This window comes from Tumebacillus lacus, assembly GCF_026410385.1.
Lineage (GTDB): Bacteria > Bacillota > Bacilli > Tumebacillales > Tumebacillaceae > Tumebacillus > Tumebacillus lacus.
Map to the genome: position 1 here is coordinate 392986 of NZ_JAPMLT010000001.1, position 13108 is coordinate 406093.

A 13108-nucleotide genomic window follows, 5' to 3' on the forward strand; every position below is an offset into this window, starting at 1 on the left:
CACCATGCTGACCGTCATCGTCGTCCTCGCCAGCGGGGTACTGGCTTTTTTGCTCTCCAATCTCTACTACCAATGGCAGCTCAAGTCTCACAACGAAGAAAGGCTCATGCACATGGCTCAATCGATCGCGTCCGAATATGAGAGGCATCCCATGCTCGATCTGCATGAGTATCTGACCTTGATCGCCGATCTGAACTACCGCCTGTACATCGTCGACGAGCAGGGGCACGGTACGATGTACGGCTCGCCGTTCAAAGACACGCACCCGGACCCGGCCATCGTGGAGCGCGTGCGCAACGGACAACCGTATCACGGCGTCAAGGAACGGAAGCACGAGTTGTTTGTTACCGGATATTTTGAAAATACGCTCGCCAACAGCGTCGGCGTCCCTTTGAAAACAGCTAACCAAACGTACGTTCTGTTCTTGCGTCCGGACATCGAAAGCGCATTTGGAGAACTGCGCGTGTTGCTGGCGTGGCTGCTCGTGCTGACGTTTGGCATCTCGTTGATCTTTCTGACCATCTTGACCCGGTTGCTCGTCCAACCGATCAAACGGCTGACGGCCGCGACGAACCAGATCGCCGAGGGTGACTTTGATGTACACTATGAGATCGCGCGCGGCGATGAGATCGGCGAATTGGCCCGCCATTTTTCCAAGATGGCGGGCGAGCTGAAGAAGTTGGAGGCGATGCGGCAGGAGTTCGTGTCGAACGTCTCCCACGAGATCCAATCGCCGCTGACCTCGATCCAAGGTTTTTCGCAGGCGTTGCGCACCGAAGAGATGTCTGCGGAGGAACGGGAGGTCTACCTGTCCATCATCGAGTCGGAGAGCAGACGGCTGTCCTCGATCAGCCAACAACTGTTGACGTTGGCCGCGCTGGACAAAGGGAATGCCGCGCTGGACAAGACCGAGTACCGCCTCGATGAACAGCTGCGCGAGGTCGCGCTGATGCTCGAATGGCAGTGGCAAGAAAAAGACTTGCACTTGGAACTGGAGTTGCCGGACGTGACGGTCCGGGCCGACCGTCAGCTCTTGCATCTCGTCTGGATCAATCTGCTGACCAACAGCATCAAGTTCACCGAAGCAGGAGGCGCGATCACCTTGCAGTTGTCCTCCGACGTGGGAGAGGTGCACCTGCTCATTCGCGACACCGGCATCGGCATCGCGGCTGCCGAACTGCCGCACATCTTTGATCGCTTTTATAAAGCGGACAAGTCCCGCAACCGCAATCGGTCGGGTAGCGGACTCGGTTTGTCAATCGTGCAAAAGATCATCCGCCAGCATCGCGGTCAGATCGAAGTGGACAGCACTCCCGGCATCGGGACGACCTTCTTGATTCGATTGCCTCGTTTGTAATTGTTCGTTCATCTTCTGTTCATGTCTGTCACTTACAATCCGAGATGTAGAGGACAGAGGACAGGAGGGAACTGAACATGATGAAAATTCTTCATACGATCACCGACTTTGCCAGCAGCAAAACTGGCGCCAAAGTCGTGCTCGTTTTCTGGTTGGTGCTGGCAGCCGTATTGGCAAGCTTCGCACCTTCCAGCGATACGTTTGCCGTAAACTCAAACCGCACCGATCTGCCGGACGGGGTCCCGTCGGAGATCGCCAGAAATGCAATGGAAACTCATTTTCCGGGAGACGGCAGCGTCACGGCGCTGGTCGTGTTTCATGATTCACAGCCGCTCACAGAGGAAGAGCTGGAGCGGGTCAAGGAGATCAGCCGCACGATGACGGAGCAAAAACCGGACGGTGTGAAACAATCGGTACCGTTGCATGCGATGCCGCCTGCTGCCTGGGCCGGTCTGTATTCGGAGGATCGCACCACCTTGATGTTGCCCGTTCAATTGGAGCAGGACCTCGACACGCACCAAGTGCACGATGTCGTCACCGCCCTGAGCGCGCAACTCCAAGAAGCCGCTGCAAACAAGATGCAAGTGGCCGTCACTGGTCCGGCCGGGATCGCGTCCGATGCGATCGGCATTTTTGCCGGAGCGGATGTCGTGCTGATGCTCGCCACGGTGGCTTTGATCTTGGTCTTGCTGATCGTGCTGTACCGCTCGCCGGTGCTGGCCGTCGTACCGTTGGTCATCGCGGGCATTCTGCATCAGATCGTGGACCGTATCCTTGGCATCGCCGGGGAGAGAGCTTGGTTTGTGGTCGAAAGTCAGGCACTGTCGATCATGATGATCCTGCTGTTTGCCGTGCTCACCGACTACTGTCTGTTCGTGTTTTCACGGTATCGGGAAGAACTGCGTCGCACCGAATCGCAGTATGAGGCGATGCGAGTGGCGATGACCCATGTCGGAGAGCCGATCTTTTTCTCCAGCGGCATCATCTTGGTCGCCGTGCTGGCGTTGTTCGGCACTCTCTTTAAACCGTATCAGCACTTCGCTCCGGTATTTGGGGTCGCGTTGCTGGTGATCATGCTCGGCGGCTTGACCTTGATCCCGGCTGCGTTTTCTCTGATCGGACGAAAGGCGTTCTGGCCGTTCGTGCCGAAAATCGGAGAAGAGTCAAAAGGGGAGCGAGGATTTTGGGTCGCTGTGGGACGCTTTGTCACACGCAAACCTCGCCTGATCATCGCGGTGCTCGTCGTGCTGCTCGGCAGTTCTTCATTGGCCGTGGGAAATATCCAGTATTCGTTTAATCTCTTGCAGTCGTTCCCCGAAGAGATGGAATCGCGGGCCGGATTCACCGTCTTGGAGCAACATTTCCCGAAAGGAACGCTCGCCCCGGTGCAAGTGATCGCGACCTCTTCGCAAGCTTTGCCGGAGGGCCGACTGGGTGAGACGTTGGCCGGCATGGAAGGCGTAGCGTCTGTATCGTCTGAAAAGGAGATCTCTTCTGACGGGCTGGCTGTGCGCGTCGAAGTGGTGCTCAAAGACGACCCGTATGGCGACGACGCGATGCGGACGGTGGAGCACCTGCGCGAACAGTCGCGTCAAATCTTGAGCGACAGCGGGTACGACCCGGCTCTCACCACGCTGCATGTGGCCGGTCAGACGGCGGTGCAGGTGGATACGCGCAGCGTCAACGACCGGGACACGCTGTGGGTGATGCTGTCCGTGACGTTTTTGATCACCTTCTTCCTGATCTTCCAGTCCCGTTCATTGCTTGCTCCGCTGTACATGATCGGCACGATCCTGATCACCTACGGGGCATCACTCGGGTTGAGTTGGCTGATCTTCACCGGGGTGTTCGGATATGATGCGATCTCGTACCGGATTCCGGTCTACACGTTTGTGTTTCTCGTCGCATTGGGCGTCGACTACAACATTCTGCTGTGGTCCCGCGTCCGGGAAGAAGCGACCAAACAGGATCTCGTCACCGCGATCCAAGTGGCCGTCGCCAAAACGGGCAAAACGATCTCGTCGGCCGGATTGATCCTGATCGCGACGTTTGCCGTACTGATGACACAACCGTTGCTGGAACTGTTTTTGTTTGGCTTCGTGGTCGCACTGGGCGTACTGATCGACACGTTCCTCGTGCGCGGGATGCTGATGCCTGCGATCATGGTCTTGCTCGGTCGCTGGAACTGGTGGCCGAAACTTCAACATGTACCTACAATCAAGAGAACAGAGGAGGAACATCTAAATGCTTGATACCATCCTGTATTTCCTACACCTTTCCGGGCTGGCCCTGTGGCTCGGCTCGACCGTTCTGCTGGTGATTCTGCTGCTGTCCGTGCGCCGTCATCTGACGGAGGGGAACGGCAAGCCCGTGTTTTTGCTGTCGATGAAGGCGGTCAAGCGATTTGTCAACTTCGCCGCTCTGATCGTTCTGGTTTCCGGCGCGACATTGGTGCAGCGTCTGGGCTTCACCCACTCGGAAAAACCGCTGTGGCTCTCTTTGATGGAGCAGGCGGGCGGCATGACCGTGCTGCTGTTCATCATCGTCATGACCTGGATGAGCAACCGCGCCGCGAAAAAATTGGCAGGCAGCCAGGGAGCAGGGGAGTTTGCCAAGCTGGTCGGCCGCTATTCGATTGCGTTGTCCATGTTTGCCCTCGCCACGCTGACCGTCGTGTTTGTCGTCAGCATGCGCTTGGTGTAATCATCGCATAGAGAAAACAAAAAACCTGTGATTCTGAACATTTCGTTTAGAATCACAGGTTTTTTAATGTTGAATATGTGATTTCATTACAAAATTTCTGTATCTTTCAGTCGATTTTTGAAAAAATATACGAAATATCATGAATTAAGGTTAAAAACTATTGCCATGTACGTAACACCTTTATATACTATTGCCAGGGATACTATATTATTCCTAATAAACAGATAAGAGAGAGAGGGATATGACTATGTTGAAATCCAAAAAGTCTCGGGTTGCCGCTATGATGCTGGCAACCGCCATGCTGCTCCCGTTTGTAACGGTTCAAGATGCTCACGCGTACACCTGGACCCGCACCCTGCAACAAGGCTCCAGCGGTTCCGACGTAAAGGAATTGCAAGTACGCGTGGCTGGCTATGCAGCGGACTCCGCTTCCCAAACCTACGTAGCGAAAGACGGCGTATTTGGTGCCGGCACCAAAGCGGCTGTCATCCGCTTCCAACGTGCACACGGCCTGACCGCTGACGGCATCGTTGGCCCGGCTACTCAATCCAAGCTCAACGCACTGGAAGACACCGGTGACGGTTCGACCCTGCACTTCGAGTTCAGCGAGTTCTACTCCAAAGACGGCAGCGGTTTCTCCGGCGGCAAAGTCAGCTCGACCACCGTCAAAGAAAACGTCCGTCAGCTGATGTGGAAACTGGAAGCTGTTCGTCAAAAAGCAGGCAACGCGGCGATCACCATCAACTCCGGCTTCCGTTCGATCAACCACAACACGAATGTCGGCGGTGCTTCCAACTCCCAACATATGTACGGCATCGCAGCTGACATCGTGATCAGCGGCAAATCCGTTTCCACGATGCAATCGATTGCAAAGACCAGCGGCTTCTCCGGAATCATCCCGTACTCCAGCTTCCTGCACGTAGACAGCCGTGTCGAATACCCGTACGGGTCGCAATCCTGGTACTGGGCGAACTAATCTCATACAAAAGAAAAACCCGCCAAAAGGCGGGTTTTTCTTTTTGGACGGACGGGGAAGAGTAGCAGTATGAAGAGGACAACGATTGCACTGTCGGTCGTATGCGTTGTTTTGTTGCTGTTTTCCATGCAAACATACCGTCAGCATCAACAATTGAAAGATCAGATTGTGACGCTCCAGAGCATTCAGTTGGAGCAAGTCGCCCGTCACACGCAAAATTTGAGAGAAGTCGTTCAAAAACTGGCCGTAGCGACTGCTGTGGCCGAACGTGAAGGACTGCACGAGAAAGCTCTTCACGAAACGGCAGCCATCAAGTACACCTATGAAGCATACGCTGCGAGCGCGATTCCAGCCGGTACGAGAGTTTTGGAGCGAACACATGACGTCGCGGATCAGTTTCGGCAGGTCTGGACTTGGATCTCGGGAGACCTTGAGGAGAAAACCCCAACCGAACTGCATGAGATCGCAGAACGTTTGCAGACAGCAGAGGAGGTTTTTAAAAAGTAGAAAAGCCCGCCGGTTTGGCGGGTTTTCTTTGTCCGGACTAAACGTCCGATAATATATATTATGTTAACTAAAATCAATAGAAGCTGTTTAGCTTCATCTTGCCGGTGGAAACCAGTTTTACTTTTACCTCGATATTCTCCAACATTTGTTCATCCAGCGGGAGATCTCCACCTTTGGTCAGTTTTTTCCATAACTTTGGGTCTTTGCGATACAGTGTCTCTTCGAGCCCCAGCACGTCCGCTTGGATCGCCAGCCCTTCCCGGTAGAGGCCGCGGACTTCTTCTTCGACTTTTTTGGTCCCGAGTTTGATCAATTCTTTTTCGTCCACCGCCTGAATGCGTTCGATGACGGGGCCCGATGCTTTGATTTGTAAAGAAAATCGCGGTTTGCCGTCCACGATGCGGTATTTGATCTTGCATTTGGGCTTCAAGAGAGCCAGTACGCCGACAGGTCCTTTTTCGTTGCGCAGATAAACCGGGGCTCTTGAGGAGCCTTTCTGCACCCACCGCATGCCGATCAGTTTGACGCGGTCCAAGGAGCCTTTGTACTTTTTGTTCTTAACAAAAGCTGCTCCGTCGACTTCCATCACCGGATGTCCCTTTTCATTTGCCTTCCAACGCTCCGAGTTGACCCGCAGGAAAGGCACCGCCATCGTGCTCGCAGGCTCGTGCAAGTACTTGCCCAACTCACGGATCGTCAACGGCTTGATGAGCGAATATTGCCGGTATATATCTTTTGGGTTGATCAAACGGGTGTAAAAAGCGGATTGATTGAGAATCGGTTTGGCTGTCAACAGTTTTTCCAGTGATTCCTTTGTCGCATAAAACGACATCTCATGGCGAATCTCCGGATAGCGGTTGAACGAGTCGAACATCTCATCGTACTGCCCGGTTTTGAGCGCTGCTTCGCTGAGCACAACTCCTTTCACATGCGCCCATGAGATTCGTTGCTGTGACGACGGATAGAGGTTGTCTGTCGCAATGTCGATCGTGCTCCCGTAGCCGCGACCTACCCACACTTCCTCCGGCATGCGTGCGCCGCCCTCCTGCTTCCCCAGATTGGAGAAATTGACGATTTGCGCGTAGGTCGTATACTCCCCGTCCTTGTAATCGAAACCGAGCGCATTGAGATAGATCATCTGTTCCAATTCTTTCGCGTCCCAACAACCGGTCACCATCACAGACAATGCCAACACCAGTAGCCCGCCTCTGAGCAACCGCCCCCTCATCCCTCATCGCCCCCTGACGTTTCGTCTTTCAGACGCAAAAATTTGGCGCGTTTACGCAACTCGTGATACGGCAGGAACAAAGTAGCAGCGAACAGTTGGCGGAAGTTGCTGTAGTTGATCGAGGCGAGGTAATGGACTCCAAAGTATTCAATATTGGTCCAGCAGAGGATCAATCCGATAAACGACAGCACCACTCCGTACATCCCCAACAACGTGCTCACCAGCAAGAAAAACATCCGCAACAACGATGCCGTGCCGGTCAACGAGTGATGCACCAGCGTGGAGGTGGCGACAAACGACATCGCGATGACGACCACCTGCCCGGGCGAAGCGAGGCCGGCGCGAATCGCCGCATCCCCGATGATCAAACCGCCGACAACAGACAGCGTCTGCCCCACCGCCTTGGGCATACGTGCCCCGGCTTCGCGAAACAGCTCAAACAAAAACAGCATGATGAAAGATTCAAATCCGGCTGGGAACGGCACCCCTTGCCGCGCCATCGTGACGGTGGCCAGCATCCGATACGGCAGTTGATCCTGATGATAGACGACCAGCGCCGTCCAGAAGGCCGGCATAAAGAGTGCAAAGAACAGACCGACCAGCCGGATCATCCGCTCGGCCATCACATAGACGGACGCAAGGCGGTTGTCTTCCGCCGTCTTCAACAGATAGAGCAGTTCGACCGGGGCGATCATGCAGGTCGGATCTCCGTCCATCAGGATCAGGAAACGGCCATTGACCAACGCATCGGCCGCAAAATCAGGACGACCGGTAAAAATGAAGGCTGGAAAAAAGCGATACGAGGAGGTGGCGACCGTTTTGCCCAGCGACTCGATGCTGGGAAGCAGATCGACGTCGACCTGCTTGATCCGATCCCGCACCTCGGCGATCACATCATCGCGCGTGATATCGGTCATATACAGCAACGCCACCTGGGTCTTGGACCTTCTGCCGATGACAAACTGTTCATACGTCAACGTCGGCGTTCGCAGCCGTTTGCGGATCAATGCGATGTTGGTGTTCAGGTCTTCGATAAATCCGTCGCGCGGTCCGCGAACCGACACTTCGGTGTTCGTTTCTTCCACGTTTCGATTGGGTCGCTTGGACATGCCCAGAGTAAACAGCGCACCCGTCTGCTCATGAAAGAGGATCAGCGTGCCGCCGAACACCTCTTCGACAAGATACTCTTCGTTGAACTCCATCGGCACGGCCGACAACAACTGGGGAATCGTCTTAACCAACTGGCGTCCGCCGCCGGCACTCGCCGCGCGATACAACCGCGGAAGCACGATCTCGTCGATCCTTTCGATGTCACAGAGCGTCGTACAAAAGATCAGGAGAATCGTTTCCGCACTGCGCCCTTCACCAAATGCGACCGGGCGGATCACCACATCGGGACTCCGATCAAACAGCTTCCGGATGCTCGTTTCCCTCATCGCCCTCACGTCCCTCCTTTCGTTTTGCAAGCAGAGCAATCACTCCCAAAATCACCGACAGTCCGAGCAAGGTGTAAACTTTTAAAGGCAAGACCAACGTCTTCAACAGTCCAATAAACTGGATGTCATTCAGCGGCACGGCAAAAATCATCAGCAGCCCCGCGCCGAGGATTCCCAACGCCCACAGCCGTACCTTGCGTTTCTTCTGTTCGTGCAAACGATATAGTTCAAGAATCAAATACACATGCAGGGACAATCGCACGTACGCTCCGGTGATCCATTGAAAGATTGAAAGGAAGTCCACATGTTCGATATAATCGCCGATCTTCACCAACCGCCATTCCTCAAATGCCGGATATCGCATGTTGGCCGCGACCGATGGTCCAAATTCTACGATTGCACCGATGAGCGGTCCCACAGTCAGACCGAACATGAGCAGCGTAATCACCGTCATCCCCTTAAAAAGCGGAGCAGACCTGTCCAACCGGTGTTGCAACAGCACGATCCAGATGATCTCGAGAAATCCGGACAGCGCGTATTGTGTCCCTCGCACCACGGGGTGCCAGCCTTGCTCCAAAACGGGCAGAAGCATCGTGTAGTCTTTATATGACATGTTCGCAGTCGCCACAAATATTCCAAAAAGAATGACGAACGGCAACAGCAACGACGCTGTCTTTCGCACCGAATAGATGCCGTGGTACGCGTTGTACAAACACAAGCCCAAGATCGGAATCAGCAAGATCACTCTCGGCGTGTTCGTCAAATAGGTGTTGTTCGTCCAATAGATCAGATCAATAAGCGTAACAGCCGTCGGCAAGAACAATATCACCGTCATCCACGCGATCAACAGATAGGTGACGGGCCGTCCCACCGTTTGTTGCAGCCAGTCGCAGAGATGCTTTCCCTGCATTTGGCGAATGATAAAGACCAACAAAACACTCCACAGAATGGTGAATCCAGTGGCACCGAGCGGCCCGGTCCACGAATCGCGCCCTGCCACTTCCAACAGAATGGGGATCAGCGTGACGTGGTTGAGCAATCCGGTCGACATCATGTACACCATCGATAATTGAAAGAAATTCAGTGAATTCTTGGGCTGCACGTTCGTTCTTCTCCTCCGGATTCTGGACGTGTTTTTTCTTTCAACTTAGAGTCAGCAGAGCGCGGGGAATTTATACCAGAACGCCACCTTCGGACGGGATCTGGCTGGATACAAAAAAAGAAGCACCTGAGTGCTTCTTTTTGATGATCAACTAAGCGGATTCCACAGCCAGACGCAGGCGTTGATCCAGGATCTCCTGCCAGCCGTGGTTCATGCGCTCTCGGTTTGCGGCCATCTCTTCCACCCAGCCGGAGTGCGTCAGCGTAACCTCGGTCTTGCCGTCAGCCTGCTCTTCGAGCTCGATGGTGATCAGCCATTGCGTGCCCCATGTGAACGCGAGCCGGGTCGGCGGCTCGACGACGGTGACTTCGCAGGACTGGTCGCCATACGGCGAATGAATGGTGAACGTGTGACCCAGTACCGGTGCAATGTCATTTTTCATAAACCATGCGGACAGACCTTCCGATGTGGAAACGGCCTCCCAGACCTTTTGAATCGGCGCTGCGTATACGTATGTATGCCGGATGTCCGGCACGGTGCTGTGTTGCATGTTGTCTACCTCCGTATCTTTTCCTAGAGAAGAGTTCGAATGCGAAACCTTTTGGTTTCCCGTCCACATTATAGGATACCGTTTGGTTACGTGTCAAGCTCCCCCAACCACCTCATCGCCCGGTAGATCCGTTCGGTGATCGGCGGGTCGATGCCGTTCCAGTCGGCCCGTCCTCTCACCCGCTGGATGATCTCCTCTTTGCGGTGTCGTTCGGCGATCAGGCGCACGTTCTGGTCATCGATGCGGTCGATACAATCGTGAACTTCTTCTATACTGGCACATTCAAGCACCGCTCATTCCCTATTTGTTTCATAAAGATAGACCGGATACGAAACCAGCCCTTGCACCACGCATCCGAACGCCTTCAATTCGGACAAGGCTTCGTCCATGAACGCGTCTTCGCCGGGTCGTTCCACATCGGGGATGAAGTAGCCCCGCGCGGCCCGAGAAATGCAACTAGCGGCTCCACTCAGCATCTTCTCCTTCGTCCAAATTTGAGGACAAGGTGGTGACTCTGTGCGATGTATGAAAAGCGCGCACACGAGACTCAACTGATCGAATCTTTTACTCTCGCTACGATCAATCCGTCGCCGGTCGTGACCATCATCGCTTCCAGGCGGGGATCGGCCGCGACAAGGTCGTTGAAGGCTCGCAGATAGGTCGTTGATTCCTCTTGATTGGTCTCATCATGCACGCGCCCGCCCCAGAGGACGTTGTCGGCGGTGATCACGGCGCCTTTGTTGGCCAGTTTGATCGCCCATTCGAGGTAGTTGGCATAGTTGGCTTTGTCCGCGTCGATGAAGAAGAAATCAAATCGGCGCTCTTCCTGCTCCAAAGCTGCCAGATGGTCGAGCGCTTCCCCCACGCGGTATTCCACAACGTCACCATACCCGGCCTGTTTCAAATTTTCATGAGCAAAATCCGCATACTCCTGTTTGAGCTCCAGCGACACGAGTCGGCCGTCTGCAGGCAGTGCGCGAGCCAGGCAGATGCCGCTGTAACCGCCCAGTGCCCCGACTTCCAGCACGGTTTTGGCGCCGCTGATGCCGACAAGCAAACTGAGCAGGTTGCCCGTCTCCGGCGCAACGGAGATCGAGGGCATGTCACGGTCCTTGATCCCTTGTCGCACAGCCGTCAGCACGTCGTCTTCCTTCGCAAAACGTTCTTTGATATACGTGGTGGCGTTCATTTCGTTTCCTCACTTTCGCAATTTTCTCATCAGCTTCCTATTCGAGCCCAGCCTCTATTAATCCTTGCAAAACTCATTCCTCTCGACTATTAAGTTCAAAGGACTATAGAACCAATACAGTTTACCTATATTTTTTCAGGTTTTAGGAAGGTTTTTGTCAAAGAATGGAGAAACTGTTCCTCTATTGAACATAAAAATAGCTAAATTTGATTGAAAGGTGATCGATCCGTGTCATTTCAACGGCTTGCCATCGGAACGATTCTTCTCGGTGCGCTACTCGTCAGTGTGGTGGCGGCCACCAACGCACAGCCAACGTTCGGGCTGGCCGACTCTTCCATTCTTTTGGTCTTAATCGCGTTTTATGCGTTTACCGAATTTTTCCCGCTGAAGCGGTTGCAGCACACGATCTCGCTGTCTTCCAGCGTCGAACTGCTGATCTTTCTCAAATTCGGTCTGATCCCGGTCGTGCTCATCTCCCAAGTGTTGATCTCTGTGTCGCGCTGGGCCAATGAGAAAAAGCTGGACCTGTGGAAGATCATGGCCAACGGCGGCATGTTTCTGGTGCTGAGCGGCGGCTCGGCTTCCGTGTTTTATTTGATGGGCGGATCACACAGCGCCGCTTTGTTTCATAATCTGCTGCCGCTTTTGACCTACATTCTCGCTCATTTTGTGCTCAACTACCTCTTGCTCTTCATCTTCTTGCGCAACTTGAGCGGCATCCGGCTCAAGGACTTTCTCTCCGATGCCAAATTTGATCTGATCTCCTCGTTGTTTGCGGCGAGCCTTGGGCTGCTGGTGATCCTCCTATACGAAGGGGACGGGCTGTACGGCCTGCTCGCGATCGGCATCCCGATGATCCTGTGCGTGTATGTCTTCAAGCTGTTCAACGACGTCTGGCGTTCCAACGCCCTGTTTCGCAATCTGGCGGCACTCACCGGTATCGTCTCCGGCGAACTGGCGGTGAGTGCGCTGTCCAGGCAAGTGACGCAGGAACTGCCAAAGTGGTTTCAAGCTGCGCACTGCGTCATCTTTATGCAGTCCAACTCGGACATCGTCCCTCTCTCGGTCTCCGCCGATTGTCCCGAGGATGCGGTGGCGGCGATGCGCGAGTATTTGATCCGCACGTCGGGCCCGAGCCGGATGCCCTATCTCGCCAAACGGCTGTCGGAAGAGCCGGAGTTTACACCGCTGTCGTATCGTGCGTTGCTGGTCACACCGTTCCTTACAGAGCCCGGTCAGTTCGGGTATTGCTGCCTGCTCTCGAACGAAAACGAATTTGACTCGACATCGCTGGACGCCACGGCGATTCTCGCCAACCAACTCGGTGTCTCCTACCGCAATGCCATGCGATACGAACATGTCGAGAAACAAAGCTTGTACGACGAATTGACGCAACTCCCCAATCATCGCTTTTGCGAACGTCGCCTGCGCGAGGAAGTCGAACGGTTGCACGGTTCGGCACCGCTGTCCTTGCTGCTGATCGATCTCGATCATTTCAAGCAGATCAACGACCGCTACGGACATCTCGCGGGCAATACGGTGTTGCGCTCCTTGGCCCGCACATTTGAAAACTGCCTGCGAAACAATGACTTTGTGTCCCGCTACGGCGGTGAGGAGTTTATCGTCGTCCTGCCCGGCGCCGATAAAGAAATCGCCCTGACCATCGCTGAAAAGATCCGCGCTTCGGTCGCATCGAAAAAGATTACGGTGTCCGACATGGACAATGTCCTCTCACAGATCTCGCTGACAGTCTCCATCGGCGTGGCCACGATCCCGGACGACACCGAAGATGAGCAACAACTGCTCCGCTTCGCCGACCGGGCGATGTACTACGGGGCCAAACAGGCCGGCCGCAATCGTGTCGCCGCCTATGAAATAGACTAAAAACCGCTCCCGATACGATCAGGAGCGGTTTTTTCCTGCGAGGATGACTTGAAACAGGACCAAGACCAAAAAGAAAGCGCCGACGAACTCCAGCATCGTCACCACAGTCCAGATCGCCGGATCGTTGATGTTGAACAAAAAAGATCGCCCCCTCTCCTATCTTCGTATCAGATAGA

At 54.4% G+C, this 13108-nt stretch carries 13 protein-coding genes; 6 read left to right on the forward strand and 7 right to left on the reverse strand.

Annotation, left to right across the window (positions count from 1 at the left end):
* Positions 1 to 4 precede the first annotated feature (4 nt).
* From OS242_RS02075 to OS242_RS02095, 5 genes are all read left to right on the forward strand, one after another.
* On the forward strand, positions 5 to 1357 hold the full coding sequence (locus tag OS242_RS02075) for a sensor histidine kinase (protein ID WP_267149997.1): 1353 nt from the start codon (positions 5 to 7) through the stop codon (positions 1355 to 1357).
* A gap of 77 nt (positions 1358 to 1434) precedes the next feature.
* Positions 1435 to 3609: an MMPL family transporter gene (locus OS242_RS02080; protein WP_267149998.1), complete on the forward strand. Its 2175-nt coding sequence runs from the start codon at positions 1435 to 1437 to the stop codon at positions 3607 to 3609.
* On the forward strand, positions 3602 to 4060 hold the full coding sequence (locus tag OS242_RS02085; protein WP_267149999.1) for a hypothetical protein: 459 nt from the start codon (positions 3602 to 3604) through the stop codon (positions 4058 to 4060). Before OS242_RS02080 ends, OS242_RS02085 begins: the two co-directional genes overlap by 8 nt.
* A gap of 247 nt (positions 4061 to 4307) precedes the next feature.
* Positions 4308 to 5036, forward strand: coding sequence for a D-Ala-D-Ala carboxypeptidase family metallohydrolase (locus OS242_RS02090; protein ID WP_267150000.1), 729 nt, complete (start codon positions 4308 to 4310; stop codon positions 5034 to 5036).
* 69 nt (positions 5037 to 5105) lie between these two features.
* Entirely contained in the window at positions 5106 to 5543 is a 438-nt protein-coding gene (locus OS242_RS02095) for a hypothetical protein (protein ID WP_267150001.1), read from the forward strand.
* Between the two features lie 73 nt (positions 5544 to 5616).
* Here OS242_RS02095 and OS242_RS02100 read toward each other — a convergent pair whose 3' ends face one another.
* From OS242_RS02100 to OS242_RS02130, 7 genes are all read right to left on the reverse strand, one after another.
* Positions 5617 to 6771 carry a Ger(x)C family spore germination protein gene (locus OS242_RS02100; protein WP_267150002.1) on the reverse strand — a complete coding sequence of 385 codons (1155 nt, stop codon included), beginning with the start codon at positions 6769 to 6771 and terminating at the stop codon, positions 5617 to 5619.
* Positions 6768 to 8207, reverse strand: coding sequence for a spore germination protein (locus tag OS242_RS02105; RefSeq protein ID WP_267150003.1), 1440 nt, complete (start codon positions 8205 to 8207; stop codon positions 6768 to 6770). The genes OS242_RS02100 and OS242_RS02105 overlap by 4 nt, the downstream gene beginning before the upstream one ends.
* Positions 8176 to 9309, reverse strand: a complete 1134-nt coding sequence (locus OS242_RS02110) for a GerAB/ArcD/ProY family transporter (protein ID WP_267150004.1) — start codon at positions 9307 to 9309, stop codon at positions 8176 to 8178. The genes OS242_RS02105 and OS242_RS02110 overlap by 32 nt, the downstream gene beginning before the upstream one ends.
* 151 nt (positions 9310 to 9460) lie before the next feature.
* Positions 9461 to 9859 carry an SRPBCC family protein gene (locus OS242_RS02115; RefSeq protein ID WP_267150005.1) on the reverse strand — a complete coding sequence of 133 codons (399 nt, stop codon included), beginning with the start codon at positions 9857 to 9859 and terminating at the stop codon, positions 9461 to 9463.
* An 86-nt stretch (positions 9860 to 9945) separates the two neighbouring features.
* The gene (locus tag OS242_RS02120) at positions 9946 to 10149 is read right to left on the reverse strand and encodes a chorismate mutase family protein (RefSeq protein WP_267150006.1); all 204 of its coding nucleotides are present in this window, start codon (positions 10147 to 10149) and stop codon (positions 9946 to 9948) included.
* Between the two features lie 3 nt (positions 10150 to 10152).
* Complete coding sequence (locus OS242_RS02125; RefSeq protein WP_267150007.1) at positions 10153 to 10335, reverse strand: hypothetical protein; 183 nt, start codon at positions 10333 to 10335, stop codon at positions 10153 to 10155.
* Positions 10336 to 10406: 71 nt separating this feature from the next.
* On the reverse strand, positions 10407 to 11048 hold the full coding sequence (locus tag OS242_RS02130; protein ID WP_267150008.1) for an O-methyltransferase: 642 nt from the start codon (positions 11046 to 11048) through the stop codon (positions 10407 to 10409).
* Between the two features lie 228 nt (positions 11049 to 11276).
* On the opposite strand from OS242_RS02130, the gene OS242_RS02135 reads away from it, so the two are divergent.
* On the forward strand, positions 11277 to 12932 hold the full coding sequence (locus tag OS242_RS02135; RefSeq protein WP_267150009.1) for a sensor domain-containing diguanylate cyclase: 1656 nt from the start codon (positions 11277 to 11279) through the stop codon (positions 12930 to 12932).
* Positions 12933 to 13108: the final 176 nt, after the last annotated feature.

Coding starts and splice junctions, on each gene's coding strand:
- OS242_RS02075 (WP_267149997.1), top strand. CDS start 5: ATGCTGACCGTCATCGTCGTCCTCGCCAGCGGGGTACTGGCTTTTTTG.
- OS242_RS02080 (WP_267149998.1), top strand. CDS start 1,435: ATGATGAAAATTCTTCATACGATCACCGACTTTGCCAGCAGCAAAACT.
- OS242_RS02085 (WP_267149999.1), top strand. CDS start 3,602: ATGCTTGATACCATCCTGTATTTCCTACACCTTTCCGGGCTGGCCCTG.
- OS242_RS02090 (WP_267150000.1), top strand. CDS start 4,308: ATGTTGAAATCCAAAAAGTCTCGGGTTGCCGCTATGATGCTGGCAACC.
- OS242_RS02095 (WP_267150001.1), top strand. CDS start 5,106: ATGAAGAGGACAACGATTGCACTGTCGGTCGTATGCGTTGTTTTGTTG.
- OS242_RS02100 (WP_267150002.1), bottom strand. CDS start 6,771: ATGAGGGGGCGGTTGCTCAGAGGCGGGCTACTGGTGTTGGCATTGTCT.
- OS242_RS02105 (WP_267150003.1), bottom strand. CDS start 8,207: ATGAGGGAAACGAGCATCCGGAAGCTGTTTGATCGGAGTCCCGATGTG.
- OS242_RS02115 (WP_267150005.1), bottom strand. CDS start 9,859: ATGCAACACAGCACCGTGCCGGACATCCGGCATACATACGTATACGCA.
- OS242_RS02125 (WP_267150007.1), bottom strand. CDS start 10,335: ATGCTGAGTGGAGCCGCTAGTTGCATTTCTCGGGCCGCGCGGGGCTAC.
- OS242_RS02130 (WP_267150008.1), bottom strand. CDS start 11,048: ATGAACGCCACCACGTATATCAAAGAACGTTTTGCGAAGGAAGACGAC.